General features: G+C 50.4%; 22 protein-coding genes. 14 read left to right on the top strand and 8 right to left on the bottom strand.

Features of this window, described 5'->3' with window-relative positions; genetic code table 11:
• The first annotated feature begins 899 nt into the window (after positions 1 to 899).
• From ACFQ03_RS21195 to tkt, 6 genes are all read left to right on the top strand, one after another.
• Positions 900 to 1,952, top strand: coding sequence for an ABC transporter ATP-binding protein (locus ACFQ03_RS21195; RefSeq protein WP_144939422.1), 1,053 nt, complete (start codon positions 900 to 902; stop codon positions 1,950 to 1,952).
• On the top strand, positions 1,945 to 2,823 hold the full coding sequence (locus ACFQ03_RS21190) for a carbohydrate ABC transporter permease (protein ID WP_144939424.1): 879 nt from the start codon (positions 1,945 to 1,947) through the stop codon (positions 2,821 to 2,823). The genes ACFQ03_RS21195 and ACFQ03_RS21190 overlap by 8 nt, the downstream gene beginning before the upstream one ends.
• Positions 2,824 to 2,856: 33 nt before the next feature.
• Positions 2,857 to 3,687 carry a carbohydrate ABC transporter permease gene (locus ACFQ03_RS21185; RefSeq protein WP_144939426.1) on the top strand — a complete coding sequence of 277 codons (831 nt, stop codon included), beginning with the start codon at positions 2,857 to 2,859 and terminating at the stop codon, positions 3,685 to 3,687.
• Between the two features lie 26 nt (positions 3,688 to 3,713).
• A complete protein-coding gene (locus tag ACFQ03_RS21180; protein WP_379290832.1) occupies positions 3,714 to 5,024 on the top strand; it encodes an ABC transporter substrate-binding protein in 1,311 nt (436 codons plus the stop codon).
• Between the two features lie 39 nt (positions 5,025 to 5,063).
• A complete protein-coding gene (locus ACFQ03_RS21175) occupies positions 5,064 to 5,831 on the top strand; it encodes a glycerophosphodiester phosphodiesterase family protein (RefSeq protein WP_379290830.1) in 768 nt (255 codons plus the stop codon).
• 511 nt (positions 5,832 to 6,342) lie between these two features.
• Positions 6,343 to 8,349 carry a transketolase gene (tkt, locus tag ACFQ03_RS21170; RefSeq protein ID WP_379290828.1) on the top strand — a complete coding sequence of 669 codons (2,007 nt, stop codon included), beginning with the start codon at positions 6,343 to 6,345 and terminating at the stop codon, positions 8,347 to 8,349.
• 78 nt (positions 8,350 to 8,427) lie between these two features.
• On the opposite strand, the gene ACFQ03_RS21165 is transcribed toward tkt, so the two are convergent.
• The gene (locus tag ACFQ03_RS21165) at positions 8,428 to 9,321 is read right to left on the bottom strand and encodes an NAD(P)-dependent oxidoreductase (protein ID WP_379290826.1); all 894 of its coding nucleotides are present in this window, start codon (positions 9,319 to 9,321) and stop codon (positions 8,428 to 8,430) included.
• Between the two features lie 249 nt (positions 9,322 to 9,570).
• On the opposite strand from ACFQ03_RS21165, the gene ACFQ03_RS21160 reads away from it, so the two are divergent.
• The 3 genes from ACFQ03_RS21160 to ACFQ03_RS21150 all read left to right on the top strand — a co-directional run bounded on the left by ACFQ03_RS21160 (position 9,571) and on the right by ACFQ03_RS21150 (position 12,914).
• Entirely contained in the window at positions 9,571 to 10,926 is a 1,356-nt protein-coding gene (locus tag ACFQ03_RS21160) for a glucose-6-phosphate isomerase (protein WP_379290824.1), read from the top strand.
• Positions 10,927 to 11,128: 202 nt separating this feature from the next.
• Positions 11,129 to 11,770, top strand: a complete 642-nt coding sequence (locus tag ACFQ03_RS21155) for a YigZ family protein (protein WP_379290822.1) — start codon at positions 11,129 to 11,131, stop codon at positions 11,768 to 11,770.
• A gap of 781 nt (positions 11,771 to 12,551) precedes the next feature.
• Positions 12,552 to 12,914: a DUF4383 domain-containing protein gene (locus ACFQ03_RS21150; RefSeq protein WP_260982155.1), complete on the top strand. Its 363-nt coding sequence runs from the start codon at positions 12,552 to 12,554 to the stop codon at positions 12,912 to 12,914.
• Between the two features lie 124 nt (positions 12,915 to 13,038).
• Here the strand turns inward: ACFQ03_RS21150 and ACFQ03_RS21145 are convergent, their stop codons facing one another.
• Positions 13,039 to 13,446 carry a secondary thiamine-phosphate synthase enzyme YjbQ gene (locus ACFQ03_RS21145; RefSeq protein WP_144939442.1) on the bottom strand — a complete coding sequence of 136 codons (408 nt, stop codon included), beginning with the start codon at positions 13,444 to 13,446 and terminating at the stop codon, positions 13,039 to 13,041.
• 160 nt (positions 13,447 to 13,606) lie between these two features.
• On the opposite strand from ACFQ03_RS21145, the gene ACFQ03_RS21140 reads away from it, so the two are divergent.
• Complete coding sequence (locus tag ACFQ03_RS21140; RefSeq protein WP_379290819.1) at positions 13,607 to 13,828, top strand: DUF1128 domain-containing protein; 222 nt, start codon at positions 13,607 to 13,609, stop codon at positions 13,826 to 13,828.
• A 59-nt stretch (positions 13,829 to 13,887) separates the two neighbouring features.
• On the opposite strand, the gene ACFQ03_RS21135 is transcribed toward ACFQ03_RS21140, so the two are convergent.
• The 3 genes from ACFQ03_RS21135 to ACFQ03_RS21125 form a co-directional block, all read right to left on the bottom strand.
• Positions 13,888 to 14,202, bottom strand: a complete 315-nt coding sequence (locus tag ACFQ03_RS21135; protein WP_144939446.1) for a DMT family transporter — start codon at positions 14,200 to 14,202, stop codon at positions 13,888 to 13,890.
• Complete coding sequence (locus ACFQ03_RS21130) at positions 14,202 to 14,549, bottom strand: DMT family transporter (protein WP_144939448.1); 348 nt, start codon at positions 14,547 to 14,549, stop codon at positions 14,202 to 14,204. Before ACFQ03_RS21130 ends, ACFQ03_RS21135 begins: the two co-directional genes overlap by 1 nt.
• Positions 14,550 to 14,621: 72 nt before the next feature.
• On the bottom strand, positions 14,622 to 15,203 hold the full coding sequence (locus ACFQ03_RS21125; RefSeq protein ID WP_144939485.1) for a TetR/AcrR family transcriptional regulator: 582 nt from the start codon (positions 15,201 to 15,203) through the stop codon (positions 14,622 to 14,624).
• Positions 15,204 to 15,537: 334 nt separating this feature from the next.
• On the opposite strand from ACFQ03_RS21125, the gene ACFQ03_RS21120 reads away from it, so the two are divergent.
• From ACFQ03_RS21120 to ACFQ03_RS21110, 3 genes are all read left to right on the top strand, one after another.
• Positions 15,538 to 16,650 carry a hypothetical protein gene (locus tag ACFQ03_RS21120; protein WP_379290816.1) on the top strand — a complete coding sequence of 371 codons (1,113 nt, stop codon included), beginning with the start codon at positions 15,538 to 15,540 and terminating at the stop codon, positions 16,648 to 16,650.
• 85 nt (positions 16,651 to 16,735) lie between these two features.
• Positions 16,736 to 17,479, top strand: coding sequence for an SDR family NAD(P)-dependent oxidoreductase (locus ACFQ03_RS21115; protein ID WP_379290851.1), 744 nt, complete (start codon positions 16,736 to 16,738; stop codon positions 17,477 to 17,479).
• A 184-nt stretch (positions 17,480 to 17,663) separates the two neighbouring features.
• Positions 17,664 to 18,461: a creatininase family protein gene (locus ACFQ03_RS21110; RefSeq protein ID WP_379290814.1), complete on the top strand. Its 798-nt coding sequence runs from the start codon at positions 17,664 to 17,666 to the stop codon at positions 18,459 to 18,461.
• Between the two features lie 117 nt (positions 18,462 to 18,578).
• On the opposite strand, the gene ACFQ03_RS21105 is transcribed toward ACFQ03_RS21110, so the two are convergent.
• From ACFQ03_RS21105 to ACFQ03_RS21095, 3 genes are all read right to left on the bottom strand, one after another.
• The gene (locus ACFQ03_RS21105) at positions 18,579 to 19,352 is read right to left on the bottom strand and encodes an IclR family transcriptional regulator (RefSeq protein WP_379290812.1); all 774 of its coding nucleotides are present in this window, start codon (positions 19,350 to 19,352) and stop codon (positions 18,579 to 18,581) included.
• Between the two features lie 259 nt (positions 19,353 to 19,611).
• On the bottom strand, positions 19,612 to 19,875 hold the full coding sequence (locus tag ACFQ03_RS21100) for a zinc ribbon domain-containing protein (protein WP_144939450.1): 264 nt from the start codon (positions 19,873 to 19,875) through the stop codon (positions 19,612 to 19,614).
• A 182-nt stretch (positions 19,876 to 20,057) separates the two neighbouring features.
• On the bottom strand, positions 20,058 to 21,029 hold the full coding sequence (locus tag ACFQ03_RS21095) for a helix-turn-helix transcriptional regulator (protein ID WP_379290809.1): 972 nt from the start codon (positions 21,027 to 21,029) through the stop codon (positions 20,058 to 20,060).
• 310 nt (positions 21,030 to 21,339) lie between these two features.
• On the opposite strand from ACFQ03_RS21095, the gene ACFQ03_RS21090 reads away from it, so the two are divergent.
• The coding region (locus ACFQ03_RS21090) for a PrsW family glutamic-type intramembrane protease (RefSeq protein ID WP_379290807.1) at positions 21,340 to 23,008 on the top strand (1,669 nt) is incomplete at its 3' end.

The following is a 23,008-nucleotide window of genomic DNA, read 5'->3' as shown; positions in this document are numbered from 1 at the left end:
GGGAAACCGGGGGCTCTGTTCTTTTTTTGTACCCGCAAATAGGGAAGGAACACTTGAGGAATAGCTTCTTCTTTTACTTTCGAAAACCGGCATTTCCCCTCATAAACCGAAACACCAATCGATAATTATTGACAATAAACGATAATATATTAAAATAAAACATGACTATTTAAAAGTAAAAGGTAAATTACGAAAGGGTGACCGCTGCCAAATCATAGCAATTATTTAAAATCAACAGAAAATGATAAGCGAGCTACTGCATTAATGTTTTTTTGAGCATTTACTGAAAGCGCTGTATTTCTTTTGAAAATGATTATGAAAACCCGTAATATCACTCGGTTTACAGATTTTTAACGGAAGGAATATCAATTTCTTATTGACATAAATCATTTTCTGCGTTAACTTATGAACAAAACAAGCAAAAATGAACCGTATGTAGCCATATTTAAGTAATAATTTGCTTGTAAATGTTCTATAAAGCTTAAATCGGACTGAGAATTTGGTAACCACTGGCTTTTCCCTTGGAGAAATATAGAAGAGATAACCGGTGATGTTACAATCATGCTCAGTAGCAGCAAGGTTTTTCGAAAGATTTTTATAGCATGAATGATTTAAAACGACTTTCTGCGTATAAATGAGCGTATATGCACTTTTAGATTTACCAAACTCTCTCGTTGTCTTTTTATATTTGATCGTAATCGTTAAGGAGATATACGCAGACTTTTTGGAGGAGGTGATGGATAGATCGTTGCATGGTTTTGTGGAAAGCGCTGTCAATGCAGTGATGCATTAAATTTGAATGGTTATTGTTAGGAGCGGGTTGAAGCCGGCAGTAGGTTAACGGATAAGAACGAACAGAGAAGTACTAAGAGAGGTTGATTTGGAAAGGAAGATGGCTCTTGGCATCTATTGAATTTGTGCAGGTTACGAAATCGTTTGATAAGCATGTCATCATCGACAATCTGAATTTAACAATCGAAGACGGGAAATTCACTGTCCTGGTCGGCCCGTCAGGCTGCGGGAAAACGACTCTGCTTAGAATGATTGCCGGACTTGACCCCCAGACATCCGGAAAAGTGCTCATCGACGGCAAGGATGTCACCAGCATAGCCCCCGGCAAGCGAGGGGTGGCGATGGTATTTCAAAACTATGCGATCTATCCGACGATGTCCGTACGGGAAAATATCGAGTTTGGTTTAAAAAATAATAAAGTCGGCAAGGAAGAAAGGACGCGCTTGGTGGAGAGCATCAGCGCGACGGTCGGATTGCAGAATTATCTTGACCGCAAGCCGTCCACCTTATCAGGCGGGCAGCGCCAGCGCGTAGCTCTAGCCCGCGCCATGGTCAAGAAGCCTTCCGTGTTCCTGATGGATGAACCACTCTCCAATCTGGATGCCAAGCTGCGGGTGCAGATGCGTCTGGAGCTGATCGAGATGCATAAGAAGCTGGGTTCCACCTTCGTCTTCGTTACCCACGATCAGGTGGAGGCTATGTCCATGGCGGACACTATCGTTCTGATGAATCAGGGGGAAATTCAGCAAGAGGCGCCGCCGGATGTTATCTACCGCGAGCCCAGCAATTTATTCGTCGCCCAGTTTATCGGCTCACCCCCAATGAATGTAGGCGATCTGGGCATCGATGGGGTCAAGTTCGCCTTTCGTCCGGAAAGTGCGGTATTGTCCGAGCAGCCCGGGGACTTTCATTTTTCCATTAACGGGGTTATTGCAACGAGGGAAATGCTGGGTTCGGAAACGATCTATCAAGTCAGGGCGGAGGAACATTCCTATATGGTGAAATGCACCGAGGACCTGTTCACCGTTGACCAGAAAATTCATCTGGGAGTGGATGCTTCCAAAATTTATTTATTCGGAGCAGACGAAAAACGGATTCATGATGATCATGTCCGCTACACCGATTATATGAGAGCGCTGAGAGGGTTAAGCCATGGATAAACGCAAACTCTGGGAGACGCTCCGCCCGTATTTGTTGATTCTACCCGCCATGGCAGGCATATTCCTGTTCGTTCTGTACCCGGTCGTTTATTTAATCTACTTAAGCTTCTATAAATATAATCTGCTCAACAAAGATAAAAGCGTGTTCGTCGGTTTGGATAATTTCAAACAAATCATGGGCCGTGAAGACTTCTATATATCCGTCGGGAATACTTTCGTCTATACCTTGGGAGTCGTCTTCTTCACCATGATTCTGTCTCTGCTGATAGCCGTATGGCTGAACAAGAAGACCCGTTTCAACGCTCTGGTGCAAGCCGGGATCTTTACTCCGCACATTATTTCCATCGTCTCCATTGCCCTGGTCTGGATGTGGATGATGGAGCCCAGTCACGGCTTGCTTAACTTTATTTTAAAAGCGGTCGGTCTCCCGCCTTCCCAATGGCTGCAGAGCTCGGGAACAGCAATGATCTCCATCATGATCGTTTCCGTATGGCACAATATCGGTTACTTCACCTTAATCATTTTGGCGGCTCTCCAGAGTATTTCTCCGAGCATTTATGAGGCGGCCGCGCTGGACAATGCCAGCAGATATAAAGTTTTTTACAAAATTACTTTGCCTTTGATATCACCGCAGCTGTTTTTTATTTTGATCATTATGACAATCGGTTCCTTCAAAGTATTCGACACCGTAAGAATCATGACCGGCGGCGGTCCCAACAACGCTACGACAACGCTGGTCTATTACATTTATAAATTTAGAACAACCAATATCGGATACGCTTCCGCAACCGGAGTGATCCTGATGGTGCTCATTTCGATTCTAACCTTTGTCTATTTCCGGCTGCTGGCCAAGAGGGTGCATTATCAATGAGATCAAGATGCCAAACAAGGAGGTGCGTGAACAATGACCTTTGATCTCCATCTGATCCGGCGAGTACTCAATTTTGTATTGAAAGCGATCGTTTTGATCATATTTGTGTTTCCGTTTCTTTGGATGATTTCAACTTCGTTGCAGACGTTTGAGGAGACAATGGCGTTTCCGCCCACCTGGATTCCGGCTTGGCCTCAGTGGAAGAACTTTGCTGATGCGATGAGCGCCGGTCCGTTCCTTACTTACTTTAAAAACTCGGTCGTTATCACGTTCTCGATTATCGTTATTCAATTCATCGTAATGATTCCTGCCGCCTATGCTTTCGCCAAATATGAGTTCAAGAGCAAGAAGCTTCTGTTCGGGCTCGTTCTTCTGGCGTTCATGATTCCGGGGCAGGTCACCTTTATCCCCGTGTATCTGATGCTGGCCGACTGGGGGATCATCAATACGTTATGGCCGCAAATCATTCCGTTTATGTCCAATGCTTTCGGCATTTTCCTGCTGCGCCAGTATTTCATGCAGATTCCGCAGGAGCTTATCGAGTCCGCCAGGCTGGACAATGCCAGCGAGTTTAAAATCATTTGGAAAATTATGATACCGATGTCGATTCCCGCATTGGCCACTATCGCGCTATTCAGCTTCGTCAGCCATTGGAACGATTACTTCTGGCCGCTGGTGATGACGGATTCCTCGGCTGTCCGTCCTCTGACGATAGGAATCTCCATGCTTAGAGAGACGGAGGGAATAAGCAACTGGCATATTATTATGGCCGGTAACGTGGTGCTGGTGGTCCCGATCTTGATCGTCTATCTGTTCGCTTCCAAACAAATCGTCCGGGCCTTTGCTTATTCCGGGATTAAGTAAGAAATCGAGAAGAGGGGGATTTTCTAATGAAGAAGAAATTATCCGCTATTTTATTGACCGCTGCAATGTCATCCGTTATGCTGGCCGGCTGCGGCGGGGGTTCCGCAGGGGAAAACAATGGAGGATCCGGGCCCAGTCCGGAAGCGAAGACGGAATCTCCCGGGGGTAAGACCACCGTTCAGTTCTGGCATTCCCTGGGAGGGAAAAATGGCGAGTACATAAGTGCGGCCATCGACCGCTTCAACCAATCCCAGGACAAGATTGAAGTGGTCGGCACGTACCAAGGCTCTTATGTGGAGACGGTAACCAAGCTTCAGCAGTCCGTCGCCGCCAAGACCGGCCCGGATATCAGCATGCTGGAGCGCGCTTACGTTCAGATGTTCGCGGACTCCGATGTGCTGGAAGACTTGAAGCCGTACCTGGAGAAGTCCGGCATGAGCCAGGATGATTTTGTCGCCGGTTTGATGGGGCACTCCGTCTTTAACGATCAGCTCGTTTCCCTGCCGTTAAACCGATCCACCCCGATTCTGCATGTGAACAAAACGATGCTCGACGAACTTGGACTGGAGGTGCCCGGCACCTGGGAGGAGCTGAAAACGGTCGCTGAAGCCCTGGTGATTAAAGGAGGCGGTGAGAATGAACGTTACGGCCTGACGATGCCTTATGACACATGGTATCCTATGGCGATGATTACTCAGGCCAAGGGCAAATTCTTCAACGATGACAATACATCCACCGGATTTGAAGCGGAAGGGGTCAAAGTATTCAAGTTTCTTAAAGAGCTGCAGAATGCAGGCGCCCTTTATTATCCTCCGGCCCAGGATTCCGGCAACATCGTCAATCAGATGTTCGTCAACGGCAAGGTCGGGATGATGTTCCAGTCCACCGGTGTGATCGGCACCTTCTCGAGCAATGCGAAGTTCGATTATGTGACGGCCTTCCTGCCGAAGGACGAAGTGTATGCGACTCCTACGGGCGGGGCTAACATTGCGATGCTGTCCTCTTCCAAAAATAAAGACGCCGCATGGGAGTTCATCCACTGGCTGATGACCGACCCTCAGGGTTCCCTGCAGTTTATTCTGGATTCCGGCTATCTGCCCTTCACCAAGTCTATGGTAGAGTCTCAGCAGATCAAGGATCTCTGGGCGGAAAATCCGAACCGCAAAGTGGCCTTCGAACAGCTTGAGCATGCCATTGACACGAATAAAGACGTAGCCTGGCCGCAGGTCGAGCAGGAGTTTTTCTCCGCCATACAGGCGATCATGTACGACAATAAAGATATAGAATCTACGCTTGCAACCTTTAAAAAAGAGACGGAACGGATTCTCGGCAACTAGCACGGATCCCGTTCCGAATGGAGAAGAGAGGAACTATACATGATAGAAAGTGTTGAAAATCATAATTCCGTCGTTGTGTCTGGGCATCGGGGATACAAATCGGCTTATCCGGAAAACACGCTTCTTGCCTTCGAGCAGGCGATCCGATTAGGAGTGGATATGCTGGAGTTCGACCTGCGGTTGACCAGGGATCAGGAAATTGTCGTGATCCATGACGAAACGGTCGACCGGACGACGAACGGCACCGGGAGGGTAAGCGACTTTTCCCTGGCTGAGCTTAAGGAGCTGGATGCGGGAAGCTGGTTCGGAGACGAATTTGAAGGGTTGAAAATTCCGACTCTGCAAGAGCTGTGCGAGCTGCTTCAGGCATATCCGCAGACCCTCTTGAACGTTGAAATCAAACGCGGTCCCAACGCTAAAGAGGCGGCTGACCGGGCAATCGCCATGCTTGAAGAATACGGGTATCTTCCCCGCTGCGTATTCACCTGCTTCGATGCCGATGTGATCGCCCACATCTATGACACTTATCAATTGAGAACGCAGGGCTTCCCGGAACAACTGATGTTCAATTTCCGCCCGGGGCCGGGCGGAACCTTCAGTAAAATGTGGGCGGTAGGGATCAGTATGGAGCTGTTATCCCCGAAGACAGTGGAGGAGTTCCAAGCCATGGGCCTGCTGGCCTGGTGTTACTGTCCTGACGACGACAAGCAAGTGTATTACGCATTGGGCTGTGGAGCCACTCTAATGACCTGCAACGATCCGCTGCCGGCTCTGCGCATACGCAGCCAGATGGGAACTCATCAGTAAAGCGAGCAAAACCATACTCAGCGCTCATACCGTTTTTAATCGGCCGGTCCTGGCAAGATGCCCGGCCGATTTTCCCGTATAACGGAGCATGATATTTACTTAGTCTAGTCACCTTCCAAGCGCTTGGTTATACCCGCTTCCTGACAGCATCCTGCCGAAAGTTAGGGATAATTTTACTCGGCTAATATGGCACAGTTGAAGAGGGAATGGTACAATAAGGGGAATGGACAATCGATCATCGGCCATCCCTGATTGTCGATGAAAACCGGATCAACCGGAGATAACAGATAAGAGAGAAAATTAAACCGACACCTCTGAACGGCGGTAAGGCTCTGAAACCTTATTCAAGAGATTAGCCGCTGTCGGAAAGAAAGTCATTGTAACTAGCAAGGAATGGGAAGAGCCTGTTTCCAGCGATTACGTGATAGTCAATCCCGCAGTCCTACCCGGACTGGCGATGACAGGTGGTCGTGGAGACAGTGCTGGCAATAACAATGTAGGGGGATTACTTATGACGACTAAGAGTCAATTGGAACAACTAGCGATTAATACGATTCGTACACTCTCCATCGATGCGGTGGAGAAGGCTCAATCCGGCCACCCTGGTATGCCCATGGGGGCTGCACCTATGGCTTACAAGCTGTGGTCGAAATTTATGAATCACAATCCCGCCAATCCGGAATGGTTCAACCGTGACCGGTTCGTGCTGTCTGCGGGACATGGCTCCATGCTGCTATATAGCCTCTTGCATCTGTTCGGATACGATCTGTCCATTGACGATCTGAAGAATTTCCGTCAATGGGGAAGCAAGACTCCGGGGCATCCGGAATACGGACATACTCCCGGAGTAGAGGCTACGACCGGCCCTCTGGGACAGGGAATCGCCATGGCAGTCGGAATGGCGATGGCTGAGGAGCATATGGCGGCTGTCTATAACCGGGATAACTTTAGCATTGTGGATCATTATACTTACGTCATTTGCGGAGACGGGGATTTGATGGAGGGCATCAGCAGCGAAGCCGCTTCGTTGGCCGGACATCTGCAATTGGGCAAATTGATTGTTCTGTACGATTCCAACAATATTTCTCTCGATGGAGAATTGAATCTGTCCTTCTCCGAGAATGTGCTGCAGCGTTTCGAAGGGTATGGCTGGCAGGTGCTCAGAGTTGAGGACGGCAATAACCTGGAGGAAATTCATGAGGCGATCGCGGCAGCGCGTGCAGACTATCGTCCGACCCTTATTGAAGTGAAGACGGTCATTGGCTTCGGAAGTCCTAACAAAGGCGGTACTTCGGCCGCTCACGGTACTTTCTTGGGCAAGGACGAAGTGCAGTTGACCAAGAAGGTCTATGAATGGCATGAGGAAGAGGATTTCTTCGTCCCGGATGTAGTGCGGGCCCACTTCGAGGAGATGAAGCAGCAAGGAATCAAGAAGGAAGAAGCTTGGAACGAGCTGGTAGCGGAATACAAGAAAGCTTATCCGGAGCTGGCGGCTCAATTCGAGCAGGCGGTTAAGGGAGAATTGCCGGAAGGCTGGGATGCCGATCTGCCGGTGTATTCCCCTGAAGACAAGGCTATTGCCACCCGCAAAGCTTCGGAGAACGCCTTGAATGCTATCGCCAAGAACGTGCCTGCGCTGATCGGAGGCTCTGCGGATCTGGAGAGTTCGACATTTACGCATATCGCATGCAGCGGGAACATGACTGCCGCAGACAACGGCGGCCGCAATATTTATTACGGCGTTCGCGAGTTCGGAATGGGGGCGGCCGTTAACGGAATGGCGCTTCATGGCGGAGTCCGGCCTTACGGCGGAACGTTCTTCGTCTTCTCGGATTATTTGCGCCCGGCCATTCGTCTGGCTGCACTGATGAAGCTTCCGGTTATCTACGTGTTCACCCACGACAGTATCGGAGTAGGGGAAGACGGGCCTACCCATGAGCCTATCGAACAGCTTGCCGCACTTCGCTGTATGCCGGGAATCACTGTGCTTCGTCCGGCGGATGCCAACGAAACAAGCCAGGCTTGGCGTTATGCGGTTGCGAACCAAGAAGGCCCGGTGGCTCTTGTTCTTACCCGTCAAGGAGTGCCTAACCTGGAAGGAACTGCGGAACTGGCCAAGGACCATTTGTCCAAAGGAGCTTACGTATTGGCGGATGCACCGGACGGCAATCCTCAGGCGATCCTGCTGGCTACCGGTTCGGAGGTCAGCCTGGCTATGGAAGCCCGCAAGCAGTTGGCCGAACAAGGAATCGGCGTGCGCGTCGTAAGCATGCCAAGCTGGGAGCTCTTCGAGAAGCAATCCCAGGAGTATAAAGATTCCGTCCTGCTCCCGGATGTCAAAGCCCGCCTAGCTGTCGAGATGGCTTCTTCCCTTGGCTGGCACAAGTATATTGGCGACCAGGGAGATACGCTATGCATCGACCAATTCGGCGCTTCGGCTCCAGCCGGCATCATTATGAAGGAATACGGCTTTACGCCTGACAACGTAGCGGCTAAAGTTAAAGCTTTATTGAAATAAACCGAACAGGCAGCCGTTAAACCGGCTGCCTGTTAATCCATATGTGAAGGAAAGTTTCGGGAGGAGCGGCTGTCTCCTCTACCTGTCTTTTTCGATCCTGCGGCCTATCCATTCCTCATAGCATTGAATGACCGAGCACAAGTCTTGATCGCCCAGTCCTTTGCTCAGGGCCATCTGGTATAACGTAGAGGCGGAATGGAGCAGGGGAAGGGGCAGTTGAAATTTGGAGGTTTGATCGGCGGCCAGCAGCAGATCCTTAAGCATGAGCTGCAGGGAGAACTGTACGTCGAAATTGCGGTCTATAATCTTCGTCCCTTTCAGCTCGGCTTGTCTGCTGTTGGCAGCGCCCGACGTGACGATGCCGAGGAATTTCTCGGGGTCCAGATTGGCTTTGGCGGCCAGTGCCATTCCTTCAGCCAATGCCAGCGCATTGATGCCGACGATGGTATTGTGGGCAAGCTTCGTATAAGAGCCGGAACCGGATGGCCCCATGTATACAGCCTTGCTGCCCAAGGTTTCGAACAGATCGGCATGCTCCCGGAACACCTCTTCCTTCCCGCCTACCATAAATACCAAAGTTCCATCGATTGCGGCCGGCTTGCTGCCGGTTACCGGCGCATCGAGGAAATCGCCCCCGCGCGCAGACATTTCCGCTTCTATCCGGCGGCTTGTTTCCGGGGCAACGGTGCTGCAGTCAATCACGGTCAGACCGGGATGGGCGCCCTGCATAATTCCTTCCTCATCGAAGGTCAATTTCAACAGGACTTGATCGTTGCTTACATTGGTGAAGAGAACATCGGCCGAGCGAGCGGCTTCGGCAGGTGTGGCGGCCCACTTGGCCCCCGCTTCCAGCAGCTTCTCCGCTTTGGAAGGCGTGCGATTATATACAGTAAGGGGATAGCCTTGCTTCAATAAATTCGAGGCCATAGGAAATCCCATGGTTCCCAGGCCGATAAATCCGATTGATTTCATGATCCGGTTCACCTCTTCCGCATATTTGCCTTTATTTTAGCATTAGAGGCGTCTTGCGAAAACTATAAGAGCAGGATTGCAGCGATATTTAAGATACTGTATCTGACAGGCAGGCTTTCGGAGGTCAGTATGCATGTGGGATAGCTTACCGATAGCCTCGTCGCCCGTCAACTTGCATTTCCTTGCATCAGCCAGTATTCTTAGCATATGAATACATCCGCTTTAGAGCTAACTACAAGGAGGATAACCATGAGTTCGAAACTTCATTTTGACTACAGCAAAGCACTGCCTTTCTTCGGCAGACATGAGTTGGATAATATAGCGGCATCCGTTCGTTTGGCCCATGACCAACTGCATCAGGGAACCGGTGCCGGCTCGGATTATTTGGGCTGGATCGACCTTCCCGTTAATTATGATAAAGAAGAATATGCTCGCATACATAAAGCGGCCAAGCAAATCCAATCGGACTCCGATGCGCTCGTCGTTATCGGAATCGGGGGCTCCTATCTCGGTGCGCGTGCGGCGATCGAGATGCTGTCTCACTCCTTCTATAATCTGCTGCCGAAGGATAAGCGGAAGACACCAGAGGTTTACTTCGTAGGCAACAACATCAGCTCCACCTATGTCACTCATCTTCTCCAGCTTCTCGAAGGCAAGGACATTTCCGTCAACGTCATTTCCAAATCCGGAACGACGACGGAGCCGGCTATAGCCTTCCGGATTTTCCGCGAGCTGTTGGAGAAGAAATACGGCAAGGAAGAAGCCCGCAAGCGGATCTATGCCACAACGGACAAGGCCCGCGGCGCATTGAAGAAGCTGGCGGACGAGGAAGGCTATGAATCGTTCGTCATTCCCGACGATGTAGGCGGCCGTTACTCCGTACTGACTGCCGTAGGCTTGCTGCCGATTGCGGTAGCCGGAATCGACATCGATGCCATGATGCAAGGCGCTGCCGATGCCCGGGAGGCTTACTCCAATCCGGACTTGAGCGAGAATGAAAGCTACCAGTACGCTGCCGTTCGCAACATATTGGCCCGCAAAGGTAAAGGCATCGAGCTGCTCGTCAATTACGAGCCGTCCCTCCACTTTGTTTCCGAATGGTGGAAGCAATTGTTCGGCGAGAGTGAGGGTAAGGATTACAAAGGAATTTACCCGGCCTCCGTCGACTTCTCGACCGACCTGCATTCGATGGGACAATTCGTACAGGAAGGGACGCGCAATTTGTTTGAAACTGTCATTCAAGTGGCTAAAGTACCGGAAGAGATCGTGATCGGCACAGACAAGGACGATCTGGACGGCCTGAACTTCCTAAGCGGAAAGACGATGGATTTCGTCAACAAGAAGGCCTTCGAAGGAACGATGCTTGCTCATACCGATGGACAAGTTCCCAATCTGATTGTCACGCTGCCGGATATGTCGCCATATACGTTCGGCTACATGGTGTACTTCTTCGAGAAGGCTTGCGGAATCAGCGGCTACCTGCTCGGCGTCAATCCGTTCGACCAGCCGGGCGTGGAGGCTTACAAGAAGAACATGTTCGCTCTGCTCGGCAAACCGGGCTATGAGAAAGAGAAAGCGGAGCTGGAGGCCCGTTTGAACGGCTAATTAAAGGTTCCCAGTCATCCGGTGTTTAACAGGTTTCGCCAATAGGGAGACCTTGAAGGGCGATTCATTCCACTCAGGGGATGGGTCGCTCTTTTGTCTATATGATCTATGAGAAAGGCGCGGGGACAGGGGAGGAATCCTCGGAGCCGGGATACCGTTAGCTTTCGGAGGAAGAGTTGAGGAAACGGAGGGATCAGGGCTGATGCTTGCTCAATACAAGACCGTTAAACAATATGGCGCTAAGGAAATTGTGATCAAAAAATCGCGCTTTATCGGCCACGCCAAACCGGTGCAAAGCGAGGAGGAGGCTCTGCAATTCGTAGAGGCCATCCGTAAGGAGCATTGGTCGGCCACGCATAATTGCTGGGCATATGTAGTCGGAGAGCGGGACGAATATCAGAAGCAATCCGATGATGGGGAGCCTAGCGGAACGGCCGGAAAGCCTATTCTTGAAGTGATCAAAAATCAGGGGCTGAAAAATGTCGCCATCGTGGTGACCCGCTACTTCGGCGGAATCATGCTGGGGGCCGGGGGACTGATCCGCGCATACACGGACGGAGCGGTGGCGGCGATCGAGGCCGGCGGACCGGTATATAAAGTGCTGCACCAGGAAGTGTATGTGGAGATAGACTATCATTGGCTGGGGAAAGTGGAGAACGAACTTCACATGAAAGGCATTGTCCGCGGGGAATCGAATTTTACCGATAAGGTTTCTCTTCTGTGCCTTCCCCTTCTGGAGCAGACGGATTCTTTCGTAGACTGGATGACGGATCTGACCCAAGGTCAGGCTGCGATTAGCAAAGGGGAAGCATTATACCGCGAATATGATGAACTGCCTGATTAACCGGATGATGCCCGATAACCGATAGCGGAACTCTGGCGCCGGATAGTGTAAATCAGGGCAGGTCTTTATGTGAAAGATCCGTGCGATGCCTGAATCTAAAGCGAAACTGCAGGTCTTTTCGCGAAAGGCCACGTCTCGCCTGAATCTAAAGCGAAACTGCAGGCTTTGCAACTGCAGGTCTTTTCGCGAAAGGCTGCGTCCGTGCCTGAAACTAGAGCAAAACTGCAGGTCTTTTTACGAAAAAGCCGCGATACGTCTGAATCTAAAGCAAAACTGCACGTCTTTGAAGCGGATTTTGTGAAATTGCGCCATTTTGTCCAAAAAGACCTGCACAATTGAGCGTCTTTTGCCCTTTTTGGAGATAAAGGCCGGATTTTAATGTACTTTTGTTCGTCTTTTGCAACACGTCCATGTTCGTGATGGGCGGGTGCTTTGGCGAATCCGGTAAATCTATCACAAGGAAGATAAGATGCGCAAATAGTTAGGTTTACTCTTCCATAAGAAAATTAGCCGCTCCATCGCCAAATCACTAACAATCTTACCTGCACTATTGCTTGTCATTTGCGGATTTCGCCTATATTCCTTCAAAAGATCTGCGTTTCTGCTGGTCATTTTGTAACGCTGTTTGACGCTTTCTGCCAACGGATTCAATCGGCTTCTTGCCGTTTTTTGTCCATATTTTTAGCAGATATAGTCATTTTTAGGCCGGGCCTGTTCATAAACTGTACTGTGTCGAGGTTTGTACCGATAGCCAAATACCAATCCAAAGGAGGAGTTGTCGGTGATAAGAGGATTCGCCAAATGGTCCGGGATCGTCTTCTTGCTGTTGGGGATTTTCGGATTTTTCATCAAAGAATTGCTGAATTTTATCCACTTCGATGCAGTACATAATGCGATTCATCTCCTGATCGGAGCTTGGGGGCTGTGGGCGGCGAAGAAGGAATCCCATGCCGCTCTGTACGCCAAAATTGTCGGAATCGTTTATTTGATCATCGGCTCTTTGGGAGTTTTCTCTCCCAGTCTGTTTGGAGTGATGGACCTGCAGATGGCCGAAAGCATTTACCATCTCCTCGTCGGTGCGGCAGGCACCTACGTCGGATTTGTTCTCGCCGAGCCGAAATCCGGCATGAAAAAAGCGATCTAACGGCATGGTGCTTGCAGAAATCAGCAGCAGTACAGCAGTGACCCCGCTTTCCTTCCCTTAACCGGAGAGCGGGGTTCTATTGTTTCGCGTCAGATTTGCCGCCTTTTCGCCAGGAGCCCTAGCGTTATCCCTGGTCCGGCATTAATTTGACATAGCAGGTGCGGCTTCGGGGGCCGTCAAAATCGCAAAAATAAATCCCCTGCCACCGCCCGAGAAGCAGTTTTCCCTGGTCGATAATGACGGTTTGGGAAGAACCGACCGTCATAGCCTTAAGATGGGATGCCGTATTCCCTTCTATATGACGATACCCGGGATGGTTCCAGGGATAAACCTCGTCCAGGCGAAGCAGCACATCATGCTTGACATCCGGGTCCGCATTTTCGTTAATGGTAATGCCGGCTGTCGTATGCGGACAATAAACGACGGCAAGCCCTTGCCGAATACCGGAATCGCGAATCAGGCGTTCAATGCGGTCTGTAATCTCCAGCATCTCGTCACGTTGTCTGGATTGAATGGTAAAGGAATGAATCATCGTGGAAAAGTCCTCCTCGCGGCAATTTTATTTTCAGTATACCAGAACATGACGGGCCATTAACGATCTCCCGGTTTGGAAAAATGACTTCAGTAGCGATTTTTAAGCTTGGGCGTGGTACAATGAAACCATACCGAAAGGGAAAGGATGACTGCGGAATATGAGCGACAAAGTAGCCAGCGAGGTCGAACAAATGCTGGAAGCGATTAAATCGAAGCTTAGGGTGGCCACGGGCTCGGCTATTAAGGCCAGCCATTTTGACTACAATAAATATGAAGATTTGGTCGATATTCATGATCTGGTGATGAGCAAGAACAATTTCAGCGTCAGCGAGATGGATGCCATTGTTATGGAATTGGGGAAGCTGCGCAAGGAAAACTGATCCATCGAAACCAAACCAAAGGCTCCCTTCCGATTGGAGGGAGCCTTGCGATTTTATTATTAAGAAATCAGCTTCAGCCCGATCGCTGCGGATAGAACCATTGCGATAAACACGATGCGCAGAACGCTCTTGGACTCTCCGTATATAAACATTCCGACCAAGGCGCTGCCTACCGTGCCAATTCCGGTCCAGACCGCATAAGCGGTGCCCATGGGAATGCTGTTCATCGCGAGCGACAAGAACAGGAAGCTGAGAGTAAAGCCCCCGATCAAATAAAGAAACGATTGCCAGTTGCGGTTGCGATTCACCTTGTTAATTCCGGTGACCCCAACAACCTCGAAGCTTCCGGCCAGAATGAGAAACAGCCAACTCATCAGACTTTCGCCCCCTCTTCAGCATCATCCGTTTCTTTAGTAATTAATTTCAATCCGATAATGCCCGTTAACAACAGCAGAATGAGCAGAACTTTCGCCCATTTGAACGGTTCCCCGAATACGAGAAATTCCATTAACACCGTTCCTGAAGTCCCCAGTCCGGTAAATACGGCATAAACCGTTCCGACGGGCAATCTCTTGCTTGCCAGAATTAATAATCCAAAACTGACAATAATAGCTATAGCTGTACCGGCCCATTCCAGCCAAGTGTTGGCGTGCTTAAGACCGACTACCCAGCCGACTTCGAATAGCCCGGCGATAAGCACATAAGCCCAATTTCGATTCATGGACCGTTCCCTCCTTATGATGTGATGTTGCAGCAGATCCGGCGGTAACGAAAAATGTAAATCTTTAAACCGTCACTGCCCGGGATTCAGGGCCTTCCAATAGATAAACCAGGAAGCATTCAGCCGTTTGGCAAATCTTTCGCGGCCGCCATACAGCATTTCCACAAGGACGCTATCCATCAATCCGATGAAAGCGACAGCGGCCCGTTCGGCTCCGACCGGTTGGATGTTTCTGTCGAGGATAGCTTTTTCAAATATAGGGATCATTAATCCTTCCAGATTATCTAAATAAGTGTAGACATACACCATTACTTCCTCATACAGATGAGTGGGGGGGAAGAAGATCGTTCTCAGCCAAAACCGGGACTTATCGTTATGCTCGAATCGCTCCTGATATTGGACAAGCAGCGAATACAGCCGATCTCCCAAGGATGCCTCAGCCGAGGACTCGATAAAATTCACGACAAACAAAAATTCATCGCGTGCCACATCCTCAATGACGCTTAAAAAAAGATCGTCCTTCCCTTTGTAATGTGCATAAATGGAAGGTTTCTTGATCCCCACATCTGCGGCAATGCTGGTTAGCGACGCCCCTTCGTAACCGTCCTTCGCAAAATGAGTGAGAGCCGCTTCTTTAATCCGTTCCGAAGTCACAGCCAACCTCTCCCTTCCTACCGGTCGTTAGGTTGAATTCTCTCACAGCTCCGCCCGATTGTCAATACGAAAAAATATAAAGTTCATTAATGACTAACGGAATATAATTAAAGTACCTTTTTGCAGATCGATCCGTTCTGATGACAGTTTCGAGCATACAACAAAATTCATAATTTAGAAGAGTGCTCCACGCATGATCCGCCATTAATCGACTTAATTATTCTCGTATAAGAAAGACTTGCACATTTGTGAAAAATTATTGACTATAATCGATATCGAAGATAGAATTCACTTATCGATATTAACATTTTTTACCGATTAAGGGGGGGCGAAGGTGAACGCCAGCACCAACAGACCGAAGAAAATAGCGGCAATCGTCACGGAATACCGGCATAATTCTCATGCCGAGGTAATCGTCGGACGGCTGCTTGGTGATATGGGCTACCAGCCGAGTGTTGAAGTCGTTTCTCTATATACGGACCAGGTGCCGGTGAACGATATGAGCAGAGAGGTCGCAGCCCGCTGCGGAATCCCGATTTATCCGACGATCGCGGAGGCCGTCCGTGCGGGACATTGCCAGGAACCGATCGATGGGGTGGTCATTATCGGGGAACACGGGGATTATCCGATGAACGAACGGGGGCAAATGATGTATCCGCGGCGGCGTTTTCTTGAGGAGACGCTTGTTACGCTGGATTATCTCGGTCTGGCGGTGCCGATTTTTTCCGATAAGCATCTCGCCTATAACTATAATGACGCCGTATGGATGTTCAGCCAGCTGAAAGCGCGGAAGATTCCGTTTATGGGAGGCTCGTCGATTCCTCATTGCGACCACATTCCAACGTTCAATGAACAGAACCTGCGGTCTTTGCGGGAAATTCTCGTTATCAGTTCGGGCGGACTTGAAGCTTATGGCATCCATGCGATGGAGGTGATGCAGTCTCTGGCCGAACGAAGAGAGGGAGGGGAAACCGGCGTCCGGTCGATTCGGCTGCTTGGCGGCTCCGGCGATGAAACGTGGAGCGCGATGGATCGGGGAGAATGGCCGGAGGACCTTCTTCTGCAAGCATTGAAAGCGATTCCCGGAGTGCCCGATGCGCATCCAAGAGAATTGGAGCCTGAGCCGGCCTTGTTCATTGTAGACTATATGGACGGCACTAAAGGCTATATTATTCAGTTCAAGCGGCTCGTCGAGCAGTGGAGCTTTGCGTTCCGCAACGGGCAGGGCCGGGTGACGGCGGCGCTGTGCGACAGTGATTTGGAGAGGCCTTTCGCACATTTTGAAAGACTGACCCGGATGATCGAAAATTTCATCATAAGTGGCAAAGAGCCGTTTCCTCCGGAGCGCATCCTTCTCACGACCGGAATGATCAGTTTCGCGATGGACTCTTTATTTGAAGGCAGGAAGCTGGAAACCCCGTGCCTCGGCATTACATACCGATTATAATGTCTGGTTGCAGTGCAGTCATGTCCGAAGATACAGCGATAGCTTGATGCTAAATTTCATATAGAAGAAGGTGATTTCATTGAACATGCTGCAGAATAAAGTCGTGCTCATTACCGGATGCTTAGGCATGCTGGGACGTTCGGCGGTTGCAATGTTCCTGGAACGGGGGGCGTTCGTATATGGCTGCGACTGCCTGCCCCCGGATCAATTTTCCGAAAAAGAACGGTGGTTGGAGCAATACGGCGAACACCGTTTGGTGTATAGGCAGGCGGACATGTGCGACGAATCGGAAGTAAGGGCGCTTGTCGAGGATGTTGAGCGCCGCTTCGGGAGGCTGGACGGCACTTATCACAACGTCTATTCTAATGGCTGGAAGCCGATTCTCGAAATGTCCCTGGAGGAGTGGGAATACGGCATAAGAGGCACGCTCACGAGCACGTTCCTGCTGAATAAATATGCTCTGCCTCTGCTTATTCGATCCGGAGGGGGCTCGATTGTCAACACGTCCTCGATCTTGGGGCAGGTCGTTTCGCAGGGCTGTACCGCTTACGGGGCGGCCAAGGCAGGCGTTAACCAGTTAACGCGGGTAATCGCGGCAGACTACGCACAATACGGCATTCGAGCCAACGTGATCATGCCCGGAAATTTCCGTTCCAAGGAATTATTGGCTCTGGAATCTGAACAGGAGAAGGCGGCCATCCGGCGTTGCACATGGCTCGGCCGTTCAGCGGAAGCGGAGGAGATCAATGAAGTGGCCGCCTTCCTGTTGTCGGACGCTTCTTCCTACGTGACCGGTTCGCTCTATCAAGTAGACGGAGGTTTTCATTGAATGCCGAGCATGGTTTGCCCGTTCGTTTAAGTACGATGGTCGGATGCTTTGGAACGTTGCTGTTTAGCGAATGAGCGTAGGGCCATTACGTACAAAGGGATGGAAACCAGATCCAAGGGGACGATGAAAAATGATAAAAACGCCCGGCTGCATGGAGAAATAAATGGAAGGCAGGGGATGGATTGTGAAGTCATTTCTTTATCAGGAGCATACGAGGGAAGAAATAAATAGGATGGCCCGGGAAGGATACATGGCTGTCGTAGCGCTGGCCGCGACGGAGCAGCACGGCCCGCATCTGCCTGTATCCACGGACTGTCTGATTGGCGAATATGTGGCCATTCAGGCAGTGGCATCTGCCGCCCGGGAAGTGCCGCTGCTGCTCTGTCCGCTGCTATCTATCGGCTGTTCAGATCATCATCTGCGTTTCGGCGGAACGTTGTCTTTCTCATCCGCTACTTATTTGCACATGCTTCGCGACATAGGGGAAAGCCTCGTACGCGGGGGCTTCCGCAAAATTGCGTTTCTGAATGCTCACGGGGGCAATGAGCAAATTATGCATCAGACGGCAAACGATCTGGCCGTGAAGCATCCGATCTGGACGGCTTCAGCCTCCTATTGGAATGTCTCGCGTGAGGCACTGGAAGCGGAGAATGCCAAAGAGGTCGGTATGGTTCCGGGACATGCCGGCGGTTTCGAAACCGCTATTGTTCTGGCCTTGCGGGAGCAATTGGTTGATTCGATCCATGAGGCCGTTTCGGCCGATCATTCGCCACGCGCATGGATTCATTCCGGACCGCCGGGTACGTTCATCGGCCGGCATCAAGAGCTAACCGGAATGGATGGCTATACCGATACCCCGCATCTGGCAACCGCAGAACGGGGGCTTCGCTATATAAACGCGATTTGCGCCGGCGTAGCGGATTGGCTGATCAAGACTTATCGTTCGATGGAACAGGGAGAGCAAAGCATAAAGCCTTCATAGAATCTGTTCGATGAAACAGCCGGAATTTATAATAGATAGCCGCAGACTCCTGGCGGCTTCTACACGCAGCAAAAATTGCCCCGATTATGTGCAGTCTGCGGATAATCGGGGATTTATTCATCTAAGCTGACAATATACTTTGTTACTCAATTCTTCACAGGAACGTTTAATCCAATCGTGCACTCCCCCCCATATTTCCCCTGTAATACGGACAACGGGGACCGATATGCTGACGGATGCAACGGTGCGGCCATCCGCATCACGCACGGCGCCGGCGACGCAGTGCACACCGTCAACGGTTTCTCCCATGTTGTAGCCGAAGCCTTGCTGGCGGACTTTCTCGAGTTCCTTGAGCAGATCGGAGAAAGTGGAGATCGTCTTGTCGGTTACTTTCTCCAGTTCATCATTCGGATAAAGCTCGCGAAGCTCTTCCATCGACAGATCCGCTAGAAGCACTTTCCCTGAAGCTGTTGCATGCAGAGGCAGGTGGGTTCCGATACTCGGGGTGAAGCGAAGGGCGTGCTTGCTCACCTTTTCCCCGATGTAAAGAAGATTATTGCCCGCTCTAATGGCCAAGCTTGTTGTCTCATTCAGATCGTCGATAATTTTGTCCGCGATTTGGCTGAATTCGCCAGTTAAGCTGGAATTGCGCATATAGCCGGAACGAATCGTGAAGAGCTTATAGCCGATTCGGAATTGTTTACCGGAACGGTCGGTCTCCAGATAGCCCCTGCTCAGCATATTTTGCAGGATCAAATAGGTGCTGCTTGGCGGCATGTTCAGAGATTTGGATATTTCCGTGAGATTATAGGTTTCCTTATCGCCTGTAAAAAGTTCAAATATATCGAGCACTCGATCCGCAGATTTGACCTTGGGCGTTTGCGAACTCATATTGGATAACACCTTTTCTTCGAAAATAATTCATAAATATGAAACTGTTTAGATTTTACTGTATTCCGAAGCGAATGTCGATATCCGATGGTTCTTCTATATACGAAGCTTTCATTATACTTGTCTGTTCGGATGACATAGAATGAGGCCGCACCCCAAATCGATAGGATGCGGCCTTGCTTTGTGCCGATATAAGATGTACAGCCGTCAGGATGACGAAAAAAAGCCTTAGATGCCATTTCTGCAGCTTCCCAGCGTCCTACGCCCCGGCGGCTTTCCATCTCGACAGGGTGGGCAATTGCTCCTGCAGAATGGCGCGTGCCTGCTGCTCCGGCATGCCGGTTTCTTTCATATAAGGGACGCAGATTTCGATCATTTGCTCCATCGTTAGTTCCGGTTGCTTGAACTCTCCGTTCTCATAGCAATAGAGACAGAATTCTTCATTGACGGTCCCGTCCATTTCCCTGGCCCTTTGTTGTTCCTCCATGGGCATTCCGCAGCTTTGGCAGTAACTGGCTTTCATTCTTAATTCCTCCTTATAACGTTGTTAGGTTTAAAACAGGATTTCATGCCGGTCCAAGGGGCTCTGCTCCCGGGAAAGAGCCCCGAAGTTCCGTGCGTTCAAGAATCGGACTAAAGACGGACTCCAATTATTGCAACCGATCCTATAGCTCCAGTTTAACCGGCAATGATGACAACGTTATGTCAACGTTTGGAGATCGTCCTGGATGATATGTTGGAATGCTCATATACACTCACTATGCCTGCGGCTGTTTCCCGGATTCGCCGGCGAATCTTGTCCGGGGCGATCACCTCCACTTTGTCCCCGAAGCCGAGGATGAAGCCGTACAGCCAGTCACTCTCGGGATAGTCGGCTTCCACGACGAAAGCCCCTTCTTCAGTCTCTTGGAGCGACCACGGATCGAACCATTCCTCGGCCAAGCCTCTAAGCTCAGGCTGGAACTTTAGAATAAGCCGGATTTTATTGGCGGGGTCGTGCCATTCCTTCTCCCAGGGCAGCTGATCGGGCTGGATGTTCCGGCGTCGAAATGTTTCGGTGAGAACCTCTATGTCTTTCATCCGTATAACTTTGAAGAGGCGGAAATTATCTCTGGTGCGGCAATAGGCGTACAGATACCATTTCTGCCCCTTGAAAACAAGAGTATGCGGCTCCGCTTCCCGTCGGGAGACTTCTCCGTTTGCGCTTCGGTAAGTAAATCGGATGACTTTGGAGGTAAGGGCGGCCTCCTGGAGAGCAGAGGTTCTTTCTTTATATCCCGGATCTTTGTCCCAAGGGCTGTAATCGATAAACAAATGGGAGGTTTTCGATTCAAAGCTTTCGAATTCGTTATCGCGAATCATCGTTTTGATTTTCTCCAGTGCCCGGGCGGCTTGGTCGTCTCTATACGAAGAAGAAACGCTTTGTAGAGCAACCGTGATGGAGGCCAACTCGTCCTGTGTCCAGACGTTCTTATCCAGCTTAAAGCTTTCCACAATACCTATTCCGCCATTAAGGCCGGGGTAACTGACGATAGGTATGCCTGCCAGATTAATGGCCTCGATATCCCGATAAATCGTTCTCGGGGATACCTCGAACATTTGAGCCAATTCCTTGGCCGGAATTTTCTTGCGATTCATAAGAATCATCGTAATGGCCAGAAGCCGGTCTAATCTCATGGATAACCCTCCCGTCGGGCTGTTCTCCCGGTGATTGCAAGTATCCATAGTATAGCAAAGTCGTCCCTGTAAAGGGAGCCGCAAGGCGGAGCAAGTGGGCCGGGACAAACGGACTATCTCCTTATAAAAGTACGAAGCAGATGCCGCTGAAAATTGCGGCGAATGTAGGAAGACATTAAACAGCGGGGGTGCTATCCTATGGGCTATCCTCGGTGCATGATTAATTAGCCGGTTTCCGGTTGAACTAACACATACATATATCTGTCCATATCGGTTGGAAGAAAAAAAGCAGAATGGGGGAGATGCATTTATGGCGAATGATGCGTTAAGCACTTTGAGCTGGTGGAGGAAGGCGCGCCTGGGGATTAGGGCGGCTTTGGAAGCCGTCTACGGATGGGGCCAAAAGCTGATGGAGAAGTATCCCGTTCTGGGGAAGGTCTACGTCCTTTATTGCTGGATGGCGCTCGCCGTTCTGGTGTTGAGCCTGATTTTGTTCCCGGATTCCCGTAAGATGGCCGTTCAGTTCTTATGGTCGTTCTATGTCGTGATTCAATTCTGGGTATTGTGTCGGGGGAAAACCATCTCTTGGAAAAAATATATGATTTTTTTCCTGAGCGGAGCTTATTTCGTTACTCCCTTTACGGCTCTGGTTGTAACGGAGCTGACTGACTGGCTCGGGGGAGTGACCACCATGCAATTTTGGAGCCAGGCTATCCTCACCCCTATTGCCGAGGAGTTATTCAAGCTAATTCCCTTGGCGGTCTATCTGTTTCTGTCACGGCGGGCTTCATCACTAAGCTTAAGTGATTATGCCCTGATTGGGGCGGCTTCGGGGGCGGGATTTCAGTTTATGGAGGAAGCAACCCGCAGGCTGACGACAGGGGGCCTTTTTGAATACGGTTATTCGTGGCTGGGAGGGCAGACGCTTCACTGGAATTTGTTCGATTTGTTTCCAGGTTATTTGAAAGAAAGTTATTTCCCCTTGAACATGACGGTCAGTCATGCTGTACATACGTCTATGATTGCGTTATCCATCGGGTTTGCGGTAAGATTTTTTCAACGAATCGGGCATTATAGTCACTTTATTCCGGTGTTTTTCTTTGCATGGGGAACGTTGGACCATGCCATGTTCAACGGCCAATACGGCATGCCGGAATGGCTGCGGAAGTTTCATGGCTTGCTGGGCAGCGGGTTTTCGACTAAACCTTTGTTTCTGTTAATGCTGGCGGCCGCCATTATTCTTGACTACTGGATGCTGAACAAGATGGTCAAGCAGCTTCCGCTATTGGCGGGTGAAAAGGTGCTGAACCCTCTATCCGAGCTTTGGAGAATGGGCAAGGCGCTCTTTACCGAGAGAGGCAGAGCAGGGGTATTGATGCATTTTTACAGGGAGAGGAAGGAGCTCGGGTTTACCCTGCTGTATGGAAGGTCCGAAGCGAAAGAGCTTCTGCCGTCGTTGCGGAAGACGGTATACAAGTTTTACAAACCGTTAATCGTCGCTTCGGGGCTGCTTGCGATCCTTCTGTTTTTGAAAGATGCTGCGCTCGGGGCGACAGGCTCGGAGAACGCTTGCTTCGCTTGTCTGTTCGATGACCTCCAGAGATGGTGGGACCGGCTCGAATGGTATGAGCAAGGGGCGGTGGTGCTGATCGCTTTCGCGACTGCACTGCTTTTCGTCGAGTTCTGGCCTGCGGTAGGAATGGCACTGACCGTTAGCAGTGTTGCGGGAAGCGGGCAGGAGATAGCGGCGAATATTCGCGACCCGAAGCGGATGCTCTCACCTTCCGTTGCCATAGCCCTGGGGACTGAGCTTGTTATAAACCGGATCCCGATTGGCCGGCTTGGCCCATGGCTACAAGCGCGATTGCAGAGATTCGCCGACAATGTCATGAATACCGGGGCGGGTAAGAAAGCGAAGGACCCACTTGCGCCGAATGCCGGCCATCAAGGCCCCGGCGCCGGTCGCAGCCACGATACGC

Source organism: Paenibacillus residui (genome assembly GCF_042677205.1).
Taxonomy (GTDB): Bacteria; Bacillota; Bacilli; order Paenibacillales; family NBRC-103111; genus Paenibacillus_L; species Paenibacillus_L residui.
The sequence above is the reverse complement of the archived record's forward strand: the minus strand, read 5'-3'. Positions and strand labels throughout refer to the sequence as shown.

Coding starts and splice junctions, on each gene's coding strand:
- ACFQ03_RS21190 (WP_144939424.1), top strand. CDS start 1,945: ATGGATAAACGCAAACTCTGGGAGACGCTCCGCCCGTATTTGTTGATT.
- ACFQ03_RS21185 (WP_144939426.1), top strand. CDS start 2,857: ATGACCTTTGATCTCCATCTGATCCGGCGAGTACTCAATTTTGTATTG.
- ACFQ03_RS21180 (WP_379290832.1), top strand. CDS start 3,714: ATGAAGAAGAAATTATCCGCTATTTTATTGACCGCTGCAATGTCATCC.
- ACFQ03_RS21175 (WP_379290830.1), top strand. CDS start 5,064: ATGATAGAAAGTGTTGAAAATCATAATTCCGTCGTTGTGTCTGGGCAT.
- tkt (WP_379290828.1), top strand. CDS start 6,343: ATGACGACTAAGAGTCAATTGGAACAACTAGCGATTAATACGATTCGT.
- ACFQ03_RS21165 (WP_379290826.1), bottom strand. CDS start 9,321: ATGAAATCAATCGGATTTATCGGCCTGGGAACCATGGGATTTCCTATG.
- ACFQ03_RS21160 (WP_379290824.1), top strand. CDS start 9,571: ATGAGTTCGAAACTTCATTTTGACTACAGCAAAGCACTGCCTTTCTTC.
- ACFQ03_RS21155 (WP_379290822.1), top strand. CDS start 11,129: ATGCTTGCTCAATACAAGACCGTTAAACAATATGGCGCTAAGGAAATT.
- ACFQ03_RS21145 (WP_144939442.1), bottom strand. CDS start 13,446: ATGATTCATTCCTTTACCATTCAATCCAGACAACGTGACGAGATGCTG.
- ACFQ03_RS21140 (WP_379290819.1), top strand. CDS start 13,607: ATGAGCGACAAAGTAGCCAGCGAGGTCGAACAAATGCTGGAAGCGATT.
- ACFQ03_RS21135 (WP_144939446.1), bottom strand. CDS start 14,202: ATGAGTTGGCTGTTTCTCATTCTGGCCGGAAGCTTCGAGGTTGTTGGG.
- ACFQ03_RS21130 (WP_144939448.1), bottom strand. CDS start 14,549: ATGAATCGAAATTGGGCTTATGTGCTTATCGCCGGGCTATTCGAAGTC.
- ACFQ03_RS21115 (WP_379290851.1), top strand. CDS start 16,736: ATGCTGCAGAATAAAGTCGTGCTCATTACCGGATGCTTAGGCATGCTG.
- ACFQ03_RS21105 (WP_379290812.1), bottom strand. CDS start 19,352: ATGAGTTCGCAAACGCCCAAGGTCAAATCTGCGGATCGAGTGCTCGAT.
- ACFQ03_RS21100 (WP_144939450.1), bottom strand. CDS start 19,875: ATGAAAGCCAGTTACTGCCAAAGCTGCGGAATGCCCATGGAGGAACAA.
- ACFQ03_RS21095 (WP_379290809.1), bottom strand. CDS start 21,029: ATGAGATTAGACCGGCTTCTGGCCATTACGATGATTCTTATGAATCGC.